Below are 17306 nucleotides of genomic sequence, written 5' to 3'. Positions count from 1 at the left end.
TACGCTTGTCGTTAACCCAATTTGGCTGCTCTTATTATAATCATCCCAAAACGGCAGTTCAAAACACCGGCTGTCCTATCGGCCTTATAGAAAGAGCCCCCGGCACTTCTGCCGGGAGCTTGACCATAAACCAGTCTATATGTTCGCGGGGCCGTTCAACCGGCCGTTCTTGCCATTCCCTTCAACCTGCTTTGCCGAGCAAAAAACTCGCGATCAAAATGACGAAAACGACCGCCGTAATCAGCACGAAGCGGTAATCTTTTTCCGCCAAAAACACAAACAGCGAAACAAACACGCGGAGCACCGGGGTCAGGATCAGCAGCAGCAGCCCCGCCTGAATGATGGCGGCCGATTTCAAAGCGATCAGCCCGCCCGCGATGTCCCCAAAGCTTGTCGGGTACGTGTCTCCCGGGTAGCCGCTGTCCCCCGTCACCAAAAACAGCAGCAGGCCGGCGATGATCACGGCGGCGGCCACGATGACGCCGATCCGCAGCATTTTGCTGACGACGATCTCCGCTTCGATGGCGCGGTTTTTTTCCGCAGGATGACCTTCGTTCATATTAACCCCTCCATCCTTGGTAGATCATTTGGCAGGCGATATAAATAATGACCGGAATAAACAGCTTGCGGATCGTTTTGCTTTTCAGCCGCTGCATGATCCGCGACCCTACGGTGGCCCCGACGAGAACGCCCAGCGCCACCGGGGCGGAAATGGTCGGAATGATGTCTCCGCGCAGCAAATAAATGCCCGCGCTGGCCGCCGCCGTAACCCCCATCATAAAGTTGCTGGTGGCCGTGGACACCTTCAGCGGCATTTTCATAAACACGTCCATCGCCATCACCTTGAAGCTGCCGCTGCCGATCCCGAGCAAGCCGGAAACGACGCCCGCCCCGTACATGACCCCGAAGCCTTCGTAGACCCGGTCGATGTTGTAGGCTACGCTTTTGCCGATCGCTTTGTCGTAATACTCTCCCTGCAGCCCCAGCTTTTTCGCGACAGGATGAAGCCGGACGCCCTCCGGCACTTCCTCCTTGCCTTTTTTGATCATGGAATAAGCCGAATAAAGCAACAACAAGGCAAAAATGAAAAATAAAACCCGCGGCGCGATCAACGCCCCGACAAAAGCCCCCGTGATTGCGCCGACCGTCGTGGCGATCTCCAGAAACATGCCGACCCGCAAGTTGGTGATCCGATCGCGCAGGTAAGCCACCGCCGAGCCGCTGGACGTGGCGATGACGGATATAATGCTCGCCCCGATCGCATGGTTGATGTCGACGCCAAACAGCAGGGTGAGCGCCGGCGTAACGATAATGCCCCCGCCAAGGCCCAGAATTGAGCCCACGATCCCCGCCAATATGGCGATTAGAAAAATTTCAATAACGATCGTTGTCAAAACTGCATCTCCTTTGCTGATCATTTTTCCGTGACGATTTGCAGAAATGCTGACCACGATGCGCAACGTTGGCGCTAACCGGCGTATGATGCGCGCGGGGAATGGCCGATAAGCAACTTCTGTGCTGAGCAGGTCTTTCTTAATATTTTACGCCCGGTTGCCGATTTGCATAAACATGCCGTGCGACTTGGGCGCCGTGTATTCAAAACCGAACTTCCGGTATAAGCGGTCCGCCGGCGGATCGGCGATCAGGCTCACATAGGCCAGCGGCGGCGCGCTTGTCTCCAAGTAACCGACGATTTCCCCCACGATTCTACTTCCCAGCCCTTGCCCCTGGGCATCCGGGTGGACGGCGATATCGACGACCTGCATAAAACAGCCTCCATCACCGATCACTCGTCCCATGCCAACCAATCCTTCCGGATCATACAGCGATACGGCGAACAGTGAGTTCCTTAACCCGATTTCCGCTCCTTCCGCGCTGCGGGGGCTTAATCCCGCTTGCTCCCTGAGCTTGACGTAATCTTGTACGCTCGGTGCGTCCCGGATGACCCGGATCTCCTGGCTTTCCTGGTTCTCCTGGTTCAATTCCATATGTACACTCCTTCCGATAACCGCCAAAAAACGCCTGCTCCTATCGTCAGCTACCAAGTATAACACTTTGCTTTTCAGACTTCACCCTCAATTTCCGGGAATTGCCGCTTTTTTGACGAAGCGCCTTGAAATTCGCCATGCTCCTGTGCAATAGTGGAAGGAGGAAAATGGAAAGGGGGATCACGGTGTCCTTTTCGGAGTGGATAGCTTGGTTTCGGCTGCATCAGGGGTCCGCTGTAACCGCCTTCCTGGCGCTCGTGATTTTTCTCTGGTTGTACGGAACCGCCCGCCGCAGAGCGGCGTTTGAAGAACATAAACGGCTCGAGCAGTTGAAGATCAGCCTGGAATTGTACGCGGCCGCGGTCGCGGCGCTGCTGCGCGCTCTGGACAAACCCGCACTCTCGGGAGCGGGAAAACGCTTATTGTTGAACAAATTGCTCTCCTTGCGCGCCGCTCCTTATGCGACGGAAAACGCACTGGCGCAAATTTCGGTCTACGCCGCCGACGGCGACGCCGCCCGGCTTGAACTGCTGCTGAAGACGCTGGAAAGGGAAAGCGAGCAGTTGATCGCCGAACGGGACAAGCTGCTGCGCCAGATGGAGCAGCCGGGGTGGGGGCAGTGGTTGTGGCGTTATTTTCGCCCTTCGCTGCCGTTTCTATTTGCGGCCGGGTTGTTTTTCACCTTCTTATGGCTGCTGCGGCTGGTGGACGAGTCCTTTCCGGCCCCGGCCGTAGAGGCTGACCGCTGGCGTCTTTGGGCGTCATGGATCCAGCTCGTTTCAACCTGGCTTGCGCTGGGAGTGTTTTATCCGGCAGTGATGAGCCTCCGCCGCCAAAACGAAAGCTCGGCGCTCGCCCGGATTCTTGCCGCGCTGATCGGCGTATTGGCCTTGTTCCATCTGGGCGGATACGTGTTCGCTCCTTATATATTAGGCCTGCAGCTGCTGCTTTTCGGCTGGGGTTATCGCCTGAACGGCCGCAAACCGCGGAAATCGCGCCCGTATGCCGGCCATCCACCGGCGGCTTCCGGCGACGGCAGCGGTGGCAGCGGCGGCAGCCACTCGAACGTCAAAAAAGACGACGAACCGCGTGACCGATAAAAGTGTATGGACAACTCCCGGCGCTCACGGCGTCGGGATGCCGTCAGAATACACCGTCAGAGCCAGGCCGCAAACAAGTTTCCGCGAAATGCAAAAGTGCAGGCGATTTTTGTCAAAACGCCCCGAAATGGACACTCGAAATGCAAAATCCGCGCATGTCACATCCGCCTATATGACCACATTTTTCCATACCAACTCCAAACAGATGCACTTTTGCATTTCATTCGCCTCCGAGAGGGAAATTACACCCTATGAACTGCACTTTTGCAGTTGGCTGCAACATAAAGAGGCGACGCGCAACAGATACGTATGAGACGTGTATAAGAAAATCATCTACCGGTGTACCCTCAAGGAAGCCAGACCGCATTTAGCGGTAGTTTTTCTTGCGATTATAGAATTGCTCAGCTCCGCCGAGAATTTATAATTCAGCTTTCGCAGTATGAAATTGGCAAGTAAGTGTTGATATAACTGGACGAAGCAGCTATCCAGACCTGGCGTTGACACTGAAAAACTATTCCCGGTTGTCGAGGCGACTTTGTAGATCAGTTCCAGCAGTTGTGGCAAAGCGATCGCTCCATCCGAGCGTACCTGCTTCGTACTCCAGCTTTCTTGGTCTATTGTTGAAAGGAATAGTTGCAAATTGTACAGTTGCTTATCCGGAAATGCTGCCACAGCGCTTGATCAAGTGTAAAACCTGCAATTACTCCGCTATATTTCGATAAAGAAGCAAAGAGACGAGGATGTAGTTGTATGAAATGCAATTAAACAAGTGATTGGGTAAAAAGATGTAAAGTTAGTTGTATGATTTGCAGTTAACGGTCAAGGTTAAGATTTTATTCGTAGTCCATCTGTACAGTTAACAGCGGTTAAGCCGATTTTCGTTCTGCGAAAGTTGAGTTATAATTCTTTAATCTTAAGAAAAACATCTATCGACGTATTCTCAAGGAAACCAGACCGAGCTTAGCGGTAGCTTTTCTTGCGGTATCAGGCAACCGATCGCACGAAGTTTATACTTAAAAACCCCGCTCCTGAAGCAGCACGGCGCGTGGCCTTCGCTGCCTGGAGCGGGGTTGTTTAACAATATCAGTTCGGCACGGATCCCGATTCGCGTAAAGACTTGACTGCGTGGCGGGACGATTTGGCAGTTCTGGCCGAACCGGCCGAGCTTCCCGAACTGCCCGAGCTTAATTCGTACCGCTTGCGTTCCGTGCGTTCGACTTGCACGATCTGCCCCTCGTGAACGACGATGTTCAGGGAGCCGAATTCCATTCCGCCCAACAGTCCGGCAATTCGTTCCAACCAGACATCATCTACCTTTAGTGGTCTTGCCATTTTTATCGCCCTCCCGTTCTTTAGCGAATCTTGGGACTCGCGCCTTGTTTTAATGGCTGCTTTTGCGGGTAAACCAGCTTTTGAGCAGCAGCGTGACGAGCGCCAGCATCAGCAGCAGGGACGCCACCGCAAACGAAGCGGAAAACTGGTATTCGTTATACAAAATTTCCACGTGCAGCGGCAGCGTGTTGGTTTCCCCACGGATATGGCCGGATACGACGGACACGGCGCCAAATTCCCCCATCGCTCTCGCATTGCACAAAATAATACCGTACAGCAGTCCCCACTTAATGTTCGGGAGCGTCACTTTCCAGAAGATCCGGAAGCCTCGCGCGCCCAGCGTTACCGCGGCTTCTTCCTCCTGCTGTCCCTGATCCTCCATAAGCGGAATCAGTTCCCTGGCGACGAAGGGGAAGGTGACGAACAAGGTCGCCAAAATGATGCCCGGCAGCGCAAAAATAATCTTTATGTCATGCTCCTGCAGCCATGGCCCAAACCAGCCGTGAACCCCGTAGACGAGCACGTAAATGAGGCCGCCGATGACGGGCGAAACGGCAAAGGGCAGGTCGATCAGCGTCACGAGCAACTGCTTGCCGCGAAATTTGAATTTAGTGATCGCCCAGGCGGCCGCCACGCCGAAAATCGTGTTCAGCGGAACGGTGATGACGGCGACGAGCAGCGTCAGCCGCAGCGCCGACAAGGCGTCGGGATCGCGGATGGCTTCCACGTAAACCCCCCAGCCTTTTTTCAGAGCTTCCGTGATTACGACGGCCAGCGGCAACACGATCAGCCAAATCAGCACCAGCGCCGCAAGGGTGATGAGCACCCATTTCACGGCGCCCGACCCTTTTCGGGTCTGGCGATCGGGCGCCGTAGGCTTATGGGCAGCTAACGGTACAGAACCCGCCATATGATTTCCTCCTCCATGACTGAAATCTCCTGTTTGACCCGTTATCTCGCGGTTTTGCGCACCCAGCGCTGCAGCGAGTTAATCAGCAGCAGCAGCACGAACGAGATGAGCAGCAGGATCAGCGCCACCGCCGTCGCACCGGCGTAGTCAAACTGTTCCAGCTTCGACATGATCAGCAGCGGGGCGATTTCCGTCTTCATCGGCATGTTGCCGGAAATGAACACGACGGAGCCGTACTCCCCGATGCCGCGGGAAAATGCCAGCGCAAACCCGGTGAGCAGCGGCGGCAGCAGCTCGGGCAGCACGACTTTGCGGAACGTGCGGAACCGGCTGGCGCCCAGCGTGGCCGCGGCCTCCTCCACTTCGGCGTCGAGGTCCTGAAGCACCGGCTGCACCGTCCGGACGACGAAAGGGATGCCGATAAACATCAGCGCCAGCGTAATCCCTATCGGCGTAAACGCAATGCGGATGCCCAGCGGCTCAAGCAAGGAGCCGATCCAGCCGTTCGACGAGTAAATCGCCGTCAGCGATACTCCCGCCACCGCGGTGGGCAGCGCAAAGGGAAGATCGATCATGGAGTCGAACAATCTTTTTCCGGGGAAATCGTATCTGACCAGCACCCAAGCCAGCAGCAGCCCCAGCACGGCATCGATCAGGCCGGCGGCCGCCGCGGTCAGGAAGCTGACCCGATAAGAGGCCAAGACCCGCGGATCCGTGGCGACATCCCAAAACTTTTCCCAGGTAAGTCCCGTAGAATTCAGCAGCAAGGCGGAGAGCGGGATCAGCACGATCAAGCTCAGATAAAGCACGCTGTATCCCATGGTCAGCCCAAATCCGGGCAGTACTCCGCGCTTTGTGGCGCTACTGTGCATGTTTACTTCATCCTTTCTCCTGTTTCAGGCCCGGGATGCGGCTCGGCGGTTTATTCGGCCCGCCTCTCCCGGGACCTATCCTCCGCTTGGTACGGTCGGTTACTTAGGTACGTAAATCTGGCTGAAAATGCCTCCATCGTTAAAATGCTTCTGCTGCGCCTGCGCCCAGCCGCCAAACTCTTCGTCAATCGTAAACAGCTTGATATCGGGGAACTGGTCGGCAAACTTGGCTTTCACGCTTTCCAGCGTCGGCCGGTAATAATTTTCCGCCGCGATCGTCTGTCCTTCCTCCGAGTACAGGTATTTCAGGTAAGCTTCGGCGACTTCCCGGGTTCCGTTATTGTCGGCGTTTTTGTCCACGATCGCCACGGGAGGTTCGGCCAGGATGCTTTCCGAAGGGTAGACGATATCGAATTTGTCCGGGCCGAGCTCTTTTACGGAGAGCCAGGCTTCGTTTTCCCAAGCGAGCAGCACATCGCCGAGTCCGCGTTCGACGAAGGTCGTCGTCGCCCCGCGGGCGCCGCTGTCCAGAACGGGAACGTGCTGGTACAGCTCCTTAACGAATTCCTGCGCTTTGGCCTCATCGTTATTATTATGGTGCAGGGCGTATCCCCATGCCGCCAGGTAGTTCCAGCGGGCGCCGCCCGAGGTTTGCGGGTTCGGCGCAATAACCTCCACCCCGTCTTTGATCAGATCGTCCCAGTCCTTGATCCCTTTCGGATTTCCCTTGCGCACCAAAAACACAATCGTCGAGGTATAAGGAGAACTGTTATGCTCAAATTTCTGCTGCCAGCCCTCGTTAATCAGTCCGCTTTGCTGAATGGCGTCGATATCGTAACCCAACGCCAGCGTAACCACATCCGCCCCCAGGCCGTCGATCACCGCCCGGCTCTGCTTGCCCGAGCCGCCGTGCGACTGCTTGATCGTAACTTTTTGACCCTTCTCTTTCTCCCAATAAGCGGCAAAGGCTGTGTTGTATTTTTCGTAAAGCTCCCGGGTCGGGTCATAGGATACGTTCAGCAGTTCCACTTCCTTAAGCTTCTCCCCGCCGCCTGCAGAACCGGCTTGCGCACTGGCCTCCTCGCCCCGCTTATTATCCGCCGAGCAGGCCGTCATCACCGTCAGCATCGCCAGCACCAAACCCACTAGAACCCCTTGTTTCCACAGTTTGATCATCGTATCACTCCCCTTGCTCTCCTGATATTTTCTTGAAACGCCGGCAAGCTTTATGCCTCCGGCACAGCCCTAAAAGGAGGACGGAGAAACGCCCCAATCCCTACGGTCAAACCGAGCCGCTACCCGTGTCTGCCAAGGCAAGTAGAGCGTTCCTCCGTCCGTACGGTTAGAACATTTTAAATTATTCCTACCTGTTTAGTATGCTATGGTGATATTTTATTATCGGGAGCCTAAAATTGTCAAACATTTTATTCAAAAAAACCAAATTATTTATAAGCTCCCCTTATATTGCGAAAAGCGAATGTACGAGCCGCAAAAATGGGGGGGGGGGTTATTCGTTGAAATGTACGAGTTTGGCGTGGGCGGACCGTCAGGTTTGCGGATGTGCGGCGTACTGCAGAATAGCTCGGATAAGTGTGGTCAGTTGTGATTGGGGTCAAATTGGGGCAAGTAGGGCAACGTCAGGAGGTTAGGTTGGGTTAGCTGGGTTAGCCGGGTTAGGTCAAGTTAGGTCGGGTTAGATGAAATCAGGCTAGGTCGGATCAAGTTATATCGGGTTAGATCAGGTTAGATCAGGTCAGGCTAGGCCAAGTTAACGGCAAAAAATGTCGCTATATCTCGCTTTGTACATTCATCCGGAAAAATAGAGGATTTTTTTGCCGCTATTGTTTGTCCGACACGTATATTTGTTTGATTTCAGCCGATCTGCGCACAAATAGAGACATTTTTTCCCCCTATCTCAACAATCCAGCGTAAACCGAAGGAAATAACGACATAAATTGCCGCTATTCTCAGACAAGGGGCATTACTATTGCATCAAACTTGACAAGACGCGTTTCTCTTTTGCATTCTAACGGTCGCCACAGCGGATATTTACTCCTGCAACGCCATTTTCAAACTCTAACGGTTGCCATGACGCTTATTTCGCTTAAACCCGGCTATTTGGGGTCAAATCAGGGCAAATAGCAGCGTTCACAACCGTTAGAATTTAGAATGGGTCTTTTTTCGCAAAATAGCGGTTGGTACAACCGTTAGATTTCCGGCGGGAGCGGATCCCTGCCTAATTACCTCCGTTAAATGCAACGCCAGTGAAAGGAGGCCGAAAGGGGCGTAAACGGGTGTACTAACATGGCGACGGGGCGCGCGAAAAGGCCTCCGAACGCAGTACGCGCCACGCTTCTGCCGGCATCCCCAGTCCCTGCTTCTACAACGCTCCCGGGTTCAGCGGCTCGATGCAAGCAACCTTGGCGATGGCCAGCTCCCGGCCCGCGGGCGACAGCTGGCCCGTTTCCGCATCCCGCCGGAATGCCGCGATATTGCCGCTGTATTGGTTCGCTACCAGCACATAGCCGTCCAGCACGGCGAAGTTCCGCGGCCAGTTCCCGCCGGTGCCGGTCCATTCCGGGTCGTTAAGCTTGCCGCTGCCCGGATCGATGCGGAAGCGGACGAGGCTGTTGTGCCCCCGGTTGGAGCCGTACAGGAAACGGCCGTCCGGAGACAGGTGAACGTCGGCCGGATAGTTTTCGCCCCGGAAATCCCCGGGCAAAGTGCCGACATGCTCCAAGGGCTCCAGGCGCCCTTGCCCCGGATCGTATGCGTATACGGTCAGCGTGTTGTTTAATTCGTTTATCCCATAGGCGTACCGCTCGGAAGGATGAATGGCAAAATGGCGCGGTCCGGAGCCGTCCGGGAGCCGCAACTCCCCGTGTTTAGCAAGCTTTCCGTCCTCCAGCCGGTATATAGCGATCCGGTCGATTCCCAAATCGGAGACGTAAATGTACTTCCCGTCCCGGCTGGGAACGGCGCTGTGGGCATGTGGCCCCTCCTGCCGTTCCGGATGAACGCCGCCGCCTTCGTGCTGAACGTTCGATCGTATCCCCGCCAGCGCTCCGTCCTCGCCCAGCGCAAAGCTATTCACATTGCCGCTGGAATAATTGGAGGCGAGCAGGCAGGCCCCGCGAGCCTTCGCCAATGCGAGATGGCAGGGATCCGCCCCGAGCGTCGGAAGCTCGTTCAGCTTGGTCAAGCCGCCATCCGCCGGGTCGATCGCAAAACTGACCGTTTTCCCTTCACTCTGTTCGCTGACCGCATAAAGCCGCCATGCCTCCATATCCGCGACCAGGAAAGACGGGTTCGCAATCCCGTCCGTTTGCCCGAGAATACGCATTGCGCCGCTGCGCAAGTCCAGTTCGCATAAATGAATCCCCGGGTCGCCCATCTCCGCGTAAGCGCCCGCAAAAAACAACCTGAAATCCGTTCGCTTAAAAATACTCACCCCATCATTCCCCCTTTGGCTTCCCGCGCTTCCAACAGACCCTCCAGACCCTTCGTATCCTTCAGACCCTGCATATCCTGCATACTCTTCATATTCTCATATTTACCCGTTTCTCATATTTCCCCGTGCAGCGCTCTCTTCCGGCCTGGCTGCCGGTTTCGTCCACCATCCGTTTGACCTCCGACAAGGAAAGCTCATCGAAATACGACTCCAGTCGCTGCTCTCCGCCGCTGAAAATCCGGTCCATGACCGTATGCATGTTGGACGATATTTGGCAGGAGGACTTATCGCTGCCGGAGCACCAGCCCGGGTGCAGCGAACCGCGGGCAAACAGGCGGTACAAATCGCCCAAGGTGACCCGCGCAAGTTCCGTGTTGAGCTGGTATCCCCCGCCGGCCCCCTCCTTCGTGGTCACCAATCCGTGCTTTCGCAGCGAACTAAGCACTTTGCGCACGCGGGCCGGATGGGTCGCGACGCTGCAGGCGATTTGCTCGCTGTTGGCCATTTGCTCTCCTTGATTGTCCAGAAACAACAGACAATGGACCGCAACCGTAAATTCGCTATTCATTTTCCTTCCCCCTTACCTTGCAGGTTTGAAACATGAGCGGCCGATTATGTTATAATGTTCTCGCGAAATACTATTAGAGGTTGTTCAAAAAGTCGTCTTTTGATCACGAAGCAGGTCAGGAAGTGGTCTCGACATCGAATCTTGGATTCAGCCGGGCCTTCCGTTGCTCACGTACCCAAAACGTACGCTCCGCTACTCAGTCCCTAGCTTCATCCAACCTTCTCGGTGCTGAAAACCCGACTTTTTGAACACGCACTATTAACAAGTATTTAGTTTTGTCAAACAATAACTTCCTTATATAGAAAGGGATCGATCTCCCATGCATGCGATTAATCCGTCTTACATGCAAATCGCCTTTACCTTCGGCGCCATGGCCATGGCGATTGCCGTGCTGTTTATCCGCCTTAAGGCAAGCCGCAGGCCCGTGACGATCAAGAAAATCATCATCCCCCCGCTCGGCATGACGACCGGGTTCATGATGTTCATCGTTCCCGAGACGCATATTCCCGTCACTTGGGGAATCATCGCCTTTGCTCTCGGCTGGCTGCTGTTCTCTTATCCGCTCATCCGGACCACGAAATTCGAGAAGGTGAACGGGCAGGTTTATGCCCAGCGCTCGCGCAGCTTTATTTTTATTCTGATCGGCCTGCTCGCTGTCCGCATGCTGCTGCACGAAGCGGTGGAGCAATATATCTCCGTGATTCAGACCGGCGCCGTCTTCTTTCTGCTGGCCTACGGAATGATTGTCCGCTGGCGGCTGTTTATGCTGAAGCAATACCGCGCCATGACGGCAAGCCTCGACAACCCTTCCGATTCCGCTTAAAGCTCCGCGGGCTGCGATTCCGTCCAGCCTTCGACCACAGACCGGTTGCGGCCGGCCTCCTTGGCCTTGTACAAGGAGCGGTCGGCGCTGCCGATCAATTCCTGCCCGTCGACCGGATCAAACGGCTGAATGCAGCAGCCCCCGATACTGATCGTGACTGAGCCGGAAACCGCGGAAACTTCGTGGGGGATGGCCAACCCGGACACCGCCCTGCGAAGCCTCTCCGCTATACTCCGGGCTTCCCCGGCGCCGCAATCCGGCAAGATCACGACAAATTCCTCCCCGCCGTAACGCGCCGCAAATCCGCCCATCGCTTGCACCCTCTTGTGGATCGCTTGGGCGATGGAACGCAGCACCTCGTCTCCGCCCTGATGTCCATAGTGGTCATTGTAGGCTTTAAAACAGTCCACATCGATAATCAGCAGCGACAAGGACGTCGATCTATCCCCCGGCGATACCATTTCCCGCGACAAAATCTCATCAAACCGGCGGCGGTTCGGAATTCCGGTCAACCCGTCCAATTGGGTCAGCCGGGTTAATTTCTCGTTGGCCTTCTCCAGTTCGATGCCGGACGCAATCAATTGCCGATGCTGTTCCGAAAGCCGGATAAAAAGCCGGTTTACTTCGTTAACCACCGAGCAGATTACGACCGTTGCCGCTACGACCGAGTTGATTTTGGCCATGTACCAGCCGAGCGAAAAGCGGGTGCCGGCCAGCAAGGTCAGCGTCACGTCCATCAGAAGCCCAATGATCGCCACCGTCAGCCATAAGTGCAGGACCGTGTGGCCTTTGTTTCGCAAGGCCATCACGAGCAGTGCCGCCAAGTTCAGCAGCCATACGGCAGGGCCGAGTCCGGTCGAATTTAACTGCCGGTAATCGCTGTATCGAATAATTTCGGGCAAGGCCCGCTCCCCAAAGATCGACAAATCAATGAGCCCAAGCGCAAGCAGCAGAGTAAACGAAATCCCCGCCACGCCCCAATTGAAAATATGCTCCTTTTTCCCGATCGGCTTCGGCCATATCGATTGCGTGAGCACGTACAATAATATACCCAAAGAAAAACCGCTATGCCAAAACACCCACAACCATCCCGCGGCCTGGCTGCGCTCGCCAAAATACCAGGCATCGGAAAACAGGCCCGGAAACGTAATGATATGTGCGGCGGTAATGATTCCGGTAAACAGATAGGTACAGGACAAGACCAGCAGCGACGGAATCCCGGACGCCCGGTATTGGCTGTAGGCGATAAAGGCGGTAAGCAGATCCCCGAAGATCAGCCAGGCGATGGCGGCGGCAAAAAAAAGCTCCAGCCCGGGCGAATTTCTCAAACCGAGCGGAATCGCCGCCATCGACACGGCCACGATCAAAATGGCCAGAAAAACCGCGAATTTTCTTTGCTTGCTTCCGGAGGGAATGTCGAAAACCTGCGATGCCACCTTGTAATTTCCATGCATAGGCGGGCAAATTCCCCCCTTCTGGTTGTTTTTCGTGTAGTACCTCCAACATAGTGGATTTTAAATGGAGATGCAATCTTTTTCTCCCGGCTGCCGCAAAACGGCAAACAGCCGCATTCGCTTTGGGGCGAACACGGCTGTTTGGGGGCAAGCAACGGTATTTATACAAAAATCGGATTAGCCTAGGAAGACGTTCTGGGATCGAAGGTGGGATTTTTCAGTTGAGGCAGCATCCTCATCCCCTTCTCCATTTCCGAAGAGCATAAAGGACATACCGGCGTGTAGTCGAACGTAAAATTGTCCCGCATCCAGCCGTTGCAATCCTCGCTGGTGCATGACCAGACCGGGGTGTTCTCCTCGGGAATTTCCTCCAACGGTTTTTTACGGTAGCTCATCATTTTCCTCCTCAAAATGGATGTTGGTCAACCAATTCGGCAAGCAGCCAAACGCCGCTTGTATGAGCTGAATAAAAACGGCTCCTGGCGCTATTGGGGCACACCAAGAGCGTTGAGCCTATCAAAAAAAATCACACATTGAAAAAAGTTCCATCCGCAAAAGCGGCACCCTTTCAATACGTGAAATATCACGTTTTCAAACCATCTATTGGTTCAATTATAACGGTTTTCCAAATAGAAAGCAAATCTCCTGATATTTCAAACCTCCTCCCTTTGCCGGGCTGGACAGACGCGCCGGAGAAAATTATAATGACTATTGAACTCTGCAGTTGAATCGTTCAGGGGTGCTGGAATCGGCCGGCTGAGATTGTATCCCTCCAAGATACTGACCCTTAAACCTGATCTGGATAATGCCAGCGTAGGGAGCCGTCATGGATGGAATGATTTTGGATGTTTTAAATTCCGCCCGCCGATCAGCGTCCCGAATCCGGGACGTTTTTTTATTGTCCGGACCTTATGGCCATAAAGCTTTCGGGCGCCTTCAGGTTACAGATGAACACAACTAGCGGAAATTTAACGAGATGAAGGAGAGAATGGCTGTGAAAAGAAAAAAACGGACTTCCCTGGCGGCGGCCCTATCCTGCCTCCTGCTGGTCCTGGCCGGCTGCGGCGGCCAAGCCGCCGGCGGCAGCGAAGGCAATCCGGCCGCGGGTGCCGCCGCGGACAATGGAGGGGCCAAGGCGCCGCGCGACGTTAAGCTCGTGCTCGACTGGAGCCCCAACACGAACCATACCGGTTTATACGTCGCCAAAGAGCTGGGATATTTCAAGGAGGAAGGCCTGAACGTGGATATCGTGCTCCCCGGCTCCGGCGGCGCGGAAGCGATGGTCGCTTCCGGCGAGGCGCCGTTTGGCGTCAGCGTGCAGGAGAACGTCACGCAGAGCCGGACGCAAGGCGTTCCGCTCGTATCGATCGCGGCCGTCATTCAGCACAACACCTCCGGCTTCGCCGCTCCGGCCGGCAAAAACATCAAATCGCCGAAGGATTTTGAAGGCAAAACGTACGGCGGTTGGGGATCTCCGGTAGAAGAGGCCGTCATGAAGTCGATCATGGACCTGGAAGGCGCCGACGTCGGCAAAGTCAAATTCCTCAACATCGGGGATGCCGACTACTTCACCGCCGTGAAGCGCGACATCGACTTCGCCTGGATTTTCTACGCCTGGACCGGCATTGAAGCGGAGCTCCGGGGCGAGCCGCTCGATATGCTGTACGTCAAGGACTACTCCGATAAGCTCGACTATTACACGCCGGTTATCGTGACGAACGAGAAAACGATCGCAAACGATCCGGAGCTGGTCAAATCGTTTATGCGCGCCGTGTCCAAAGGATACAATTACGCCGCCGATCATCCGGACGAAGCCGCGCAAATTTTGCTGAAGGCGGTGCCTGAACTGGACCATGACCTGGTCGTCGCCAGCCAGAAGTGGCTTAGCCCGAAATACCGCGATGACGCGGCCCGCTGGGGCGAGCAGAAAAAGGAAGTATGGCAGAACTACTCCGACTGGATGCACGAGCGCGGGCTGCTGGAGAAGCCGCTTGATGTCGGCGCCGCGTTTACAAACGATTTTTTGCCTGCCGAGTAAAAAGAAAAATAAACCCAAGAAAGGATGCTGAATTTTATGCCAAATGCACTGCTTAGCATTCAGATCATTCCGAAAACGCCAAACGGCGAAGACGTCATTCCGTATGTCGACCGCGCAATCGAGGTCATTCAGGCCTCCGGGGTCAAATATCAGGTGAATCCGCTGGAGACCACGATGGAGGGCGATTTGGACGAGCTGCTGGCCATCGTCAAAAAGATGAACGAAGCCGTTATCGAGTTTGGCAGCACCGGAATCATTTCGCAGATTAAAATCTCCTACAACCCGCAGGGCGTCAGCATGGATAAGCTGACCGCGAAATACCGCCCATGAATTTCCGCAGCCTGTGGAACAGCGTATGGCCGCCGCTTGCGGCGGTCATCCTGTTTTTGCTTGTTTGGCAAGGGGCTACGATCTTCTTCAATATTGATAAATGGGTTTTGCCCAGCCCGCTCGACATCGGCCGCGAAGCGGCTGCCGAGGCGGCCGGTTTAAGGGAGCATACCTTCGCTACGCTGCGCCTGATGCTGGCCGGATTCGCCATCGGCACGCTGGTCGGCCTGCTGGTCGCTTTTGCGCTGCATTATGTGCCGTTTCTGAAAGCATCGCTTTACCCGCTGATCATCTTGAGCCAAAACGTGCCCAGCATCGCGCTGGCTCCGCTGCTTATGATCTGGTTCGGCTTCGGCATGCTGCCCAAAATCATCGTCATTACGCTCGTCTGCTTTTTCCCCGTGGCCGTTGCCGCCATGGACGGACTGGACCGCACGGACCGGGTGATGCTGAACTACATGCGGATGATCGGGGCGTCCAAAGGCCAGATTTTTCGCAAACTGGAAGTCCCCCATGCCCTTCCCGCCATCCTCTCCGGCGTAAAAATCGCCGCGACCTATAGTGTGATGGGGGCCGTTATCGCCGAATGGATCGGCGCGGACAAAGGGATCGGCTACTATATGCTGCTGCAAAAATCGTCGTTTCGCACGGATAAAATTTTCGTTGCCATCGCCATCATCGTCGCCATCAGCCTGGCCATGTTCGTCTGCGTCGCCCTGCTGGAAAAATGGCTGGTCCGTTACAAGCCGGCGAACGGGAAAGATCGTTAAAGCATGCGCCGTAAAAAACAACCATCATCCGTTTGGCGGAAGAAAGGGGAGGTGCCCGCATGAATGCTCATATCGGAGAACAAACGGCTGCCCCGTTAGCGCTTGAGGTGCGCCATATTCACAAAACGTTTCGTGAACGTCGCAAGGAAGTTCCCGTCCTGCGGGATATTTCGCTGGAGGTGCGCGCCGGCGAATTCGTCTCTATCATCGGCCCGTCCGGCTGCGGCAAAAGCACCTTGTTCCACATTGTCGGCGGTTTGACCGCCCCCGGTCAAGGAGAGGTCTATTTGCAGGGCGCCAAGGTGACCGGACAGCGCGGCCACATCAGCTATGTGCCGCAGCAGCCGGCGCTGTTCCCGTGGCGCAGCATCGAGGACAACGTCGTGCTGGCGCGGGAGATCGCCGGAATGAAGCGCGCGGGCTCGCGGAGCGAAGTGCGGGAATGGCTGGAGAAAGCGGGGCTGGGCGGCTTTGAAAAAGCGTATCCCCATACGCTGTCCGGCGGCATGCAGCAGCGTGCTTCCTTCCTGCGGGGCTTGCTCGCTCCCCAGGAGGTGATGTGCCTGGACGAGCCGTTTAGCGCGCTGGACGCCTTGACGCGCAGCGACATGCAGCGCTGGCTGCTGGAAATGTGGGAGGAAAACAAACGCTCCGTCCTGCTGATCACACACAGCATAGACGAAGCGCTGATGTTGTCGGATACGATTTATCTGTTTTCGGGCCGTCCGGCCGGGGTGCTGCATACCGTCAAAGTCCCCTTTCCGCGCCCGCGCCGCGAGGATGTGGCCGAAGACCCGCTGTTCCTCGAGCTGAAGCGCGACATCGCCCAGCGCATGGCCGCGGAACAGCAGCGCCAAAATTAAAGCATCGAATAAATGTTCAGCATGTCGTCGGACAGCTTCATCAATGCGTGAACGATGTCGGGGTCGAATTGCGTCCCGCTGTGCCGCAGCAGCTCCAGCTTGGCCTCGCTCATCGTCAGCCTTTTCAGGCGGTAATGCCTGTCCGATGTCATGGAATCGAACGCGTCGACCACGGAACAGACCCGCGCGTTAAAAGGAATCTCCTCTTCTTTTAAGCCGTCGGGATACCCGCCTCCGTCCCAACGCTCATGATGCCATCGAACGACAGCGACAATATCCGGCCCAAAGGCCGGATTCACCTCCACCAACTCGGCGCCAACCACCGGATGAAGCTTGATGATATTCCACTGCCGCTGCGTCAAAGGCCCGCAATGCTCGATAATGTCGCGCGGTATCATCGTTTTTCCGATGTCGTGCATGAAGCAGCCCCGTATTAAACTGTCCTTCTCCGCCCCGCCGATGCCCAGCGGCTCCGCAATCTTCTCCGCAAGCATGGCTACCCGTACGCAGTGATGATAGGTTTCTGGATGTTTTCGCATGAGCATGTCAAACCACTTCACCGTATCGGGGTTATTATCCGTATACAAGTCATCCACGAATTCATTCGGACCAATCAACAAGTTTTGCCCCCTAAACCCTGTGTCGTCACTTGCCCGTCATATTCCTAGGTGGTTTTTCTAACATCAACGCTACAGGTCAATAAGAAAAAATCACGATTTTCCGTCAACTTTCACCGCGCATCACCTCATAATTTCAGAGCCAACGGTCAAAAAACGGTAAATGTCGTACAATAACAATTATGCGACA

General features: G+C 55.3%; 18 protein-coding genes and 1 riboswitch. Of the genes, 6 read left to right on the top strand and 12 right to left on the bottom strand.

The window, feature by feature from the left end; all coding sequences use genetic code 11:
* Positions 1–181 precede the first annotated feature (181 nt).
* From NYE74_RS26675 to NYE74_RS26665, 3 genes are all read right to left on the bottom strand, one after another.
* On the bottom strand, positions 182–559 hold the full coding sequence (locus NYE74_RS26675) for a DUF1634 domain-containing protein (RefSeq protein ID WP_036626474.1): 378 nt from the start codon (positions 557–559) through the stop codon (positions 182–184).
* Between the two features lies 1 nt (position 560).
* Positions 561–1394, bottom strand: coding sequence for a sulfite exporter TauE/SafE family protein (locus tag NYE74_RS26670; RefSeq protein WP_341005328.1), 834 nt, complete (start codon positions 1392–1394; stop codon positions 561–563).
* 147 nt (positions 1395–1541) lie between these two features.
* Positions 1542–1988, bottom strand: coding sequence for a GNAT family N-acetyltransferase (locus NYE74_RS26665; RefSeq protein ID WP_341005327.1), 447 nt, complete (start codon positions 1986–1988; stop codon positions 1542–1544).
* Positions 1989–2155: 167 nt separating this feature from the next.
* Here NYE74_RS26665 and NYE74_RS26660 point away from each other — a divergent pair, with 167 nt between their 5' ends.
* Entirely contained in the window at positions 2156–3088 is a 933-nt protein-coding gene (locus tag NYE74_RS26660; protein WP_036626477.1) for a hypothetical protein, read from the top strand.
* 1083 nt (positions 3089–4171) lie between these two features.
* Here NYE74_RS26660 and NYE74_RS26655 read toward each other — a convergent pair.
* From NYE74_RS26655 to NYE74_RS26630, 6 genes are all read right to left on the bottom strand, one after another.
* Positions 4172–4420 (bottom strand): YezD family protein, encoded by a 249-nt coding sequence (locus NYE74_RS26655; RefSeq protein WP_036626479.1) that lies wholly within the window; start codon positions 4418–4420, stop codon positions 4172–4174.
* Between the two features lie 49 nt (positions 4421–4469).
* A complete protein-coding gene (gene cysW, locus NYE74_RS26650) occupies positions 4470–5330 on the bottom strand; it encodes a sulfate ABC transporter permease subunit CysW (RefSeq protein ID WP_036626480.1) in 861 nt (286 codons plus the stop codon).
* Between the two features lie 41 nt (positions 5331–5371).
* Positions 5372–6202, bottom strand: coding sequence for a sulfate ABC transporter permease subunit CysT (cysT, locus tag NYE74_RS26645; RefSeq protein WP_036626481.1), 831 nt, complete (start codon positions 6200–6202; stop codon positions 5372–5374).
* 99 nt (positions 6203–6301) lie between these two features.
* On the bottom strand, positions 6302–7378 hold the full coding sequence (locus tag NYE74_RS26640) for a sulfate ABC transporter substrate-binding protein (RefSeq protein ID WP_316561180.1): 1077 nt from the start codon (positions 7376–7378) through the stop codon (positions 6302–6304).
* 1204 nt (positions 7379–8582) lie between these two features.
* Positions 8583–9653 carry a lactonase family protein gene (locus tag NYE74_RS26635; protein ID WP_124332793.1) on the bottom strand — a complete coding sequence of 357 codons (1071 nt, stop codon included), beginning with the start codon at positions 9651–9653 and terminating at the stop codon, positions 8583–8585.
* An 88-nt stretch (positions 9654–9741) separates the two neighbouring features.
* A complete protein-coding gene (locus tag NYE74_RS26630) occupies positions 9742–10221 on the bottom strand; it encodes an Rrf2 family transcriptional regulator (RefSeq protein ID WP_051985735.1) in 480 nt (159 codons plus the stop codon).
* A 319-nt stretch (positions 10222–10540) separates the two neighbouring features.
* Here NYE74_RS26630 and NYE74_RS26625 point away from each other — a divergent pair, with 319 nt between their 5' ends.
* Positions 10541–11044: a CcdC family protein gene (locus NYE74_RS26625; protein WP_036626484.1), complete on the top strand. Its 504-nt coding sequence runs from the start codon at positions 10541–10543 to the stop codon at positions 11042–11044.
* On the opposite strand, the gene NYE74_RS26620 is transcribed toward NYE74_RS26625, so the two are convergent.
* Both NYE74_RS26620 and NYE74_RS26615 read right to left on the bottom strand, forming a co-directional pair.
* Entirely contained in the window at positions 11041–12498 is a 1458-nt protein-coding gene (locus NYE74_RS26620; protein WP_036626485.1) for a GGDEF domain-containing protein, read from the bottom strand. The genes NYE74_RS26625 and NYE74_RS26620 overlap by 4 nt on opposite strands.
* Positions 12499–12680: 182 nt before the next feature.
* Positions 12681–12893, bottom strand: coding sequence for a cold-shock protein (locus NYE74_RS26615; RefSeq protein ID WP_036626486.1), 213 nt, complete (start codon positions 12891–12893; stop codon positions 12681–12683).
* Between the two features lie 330 nt (positions 12894–13223).
* Positions 13224–13334, top strand: a riboswitch (TPP riboswitch).
* 152 nt (positions 13335–13486) lie between these two features.
* Between NYE74_RS26615 and NYE74_RS26610 the strand changes: the two genes are divergently transcribed.
* Genes NYE74_RS26610 through NYE74_RS26595 form a run of 4 tightly spaced genes read left to right on the top strand, consistent with a single transcriptional unit; the run spans position 13487 to position 16499 of the window.
* Positions 13487–14536, top strand: a complete 1050-nt coding sequence (locus NYE74_RS26610; RefSeq protein WP_115311250.1) for an ABC transporter substrate-binding protein — start codon at positions 13487–13489, stop codon at positions 14534–14536.
* Between the two features lie 36 nt (positions 14537–14572).
* Positions 14573–14866 (top strand): MTH1187 family thiamine-binding protein, encoded by a 294-nt coding sequence (locus NYE74_RS26605; RefSeq protein WP_036626488.1) that lies wholly within the window; start codon positions 14573–14575, stop codon positions 14864–14866.
* Positions 14863–15636, top strand: a complete 774-nt coding sequence (locus tag NYE74_RS26600; protein WP_036626489.1) for an ABC transporter permease — start codon at positions 14863–14865, stop codon at positions 15634–15636. The genes NYE74_RS26605 and NYE74_RS26600 overlap by 4 nt, the downstream gene beginning before the upstream one ends.
* A 59-nt stretch (positions 15637–15695) precedes the next feature.
* Positions 15696–16499, top strand: coding sequence for an ABC transporter ATP-binding protein (locus NYE74_RS26595; RefSeq protein ID WP_036626491.1), 804 nt, complete (start codon positions 15696–15698; stop codon positions 16497–16499).
* Here NYE74_RS26595 and NYE74_RS26590 read toward each other — a convergent pair.
* Positions 16496–17119: an HD-GYP domain-containing protein gene (locus tag NYE74_RS26590; RefSeq protein ID WP_227872867.1), complete on the bottom strand. Its 624-nt coding sequence runs from the start codon at positions 17117–17119 to the stop codon at positions 16496–16498. The two genes, NYE74_RS26595 and NYE74_RS26590, sit on opposite strands and share 4 nt — an antisense overlap.
* Positions 17120–17306 lie beyond the last annotated feature (187 nt).

This window comes from Paenibacillus sp. FSL P4-0127 (genome assembly GCF_038007325.1).
Lineage (GTDB): Bacteria > Bacillota > Bacilli > Paenibacillales > Paenibacillaceae > Fontibacillus > Fontibacillus macerans.
The sequence above is the reverse complement of the archived record's forward strand: the minus strand, read 5'-3'. Positions and strand labels throughout refer to the sequence as shown.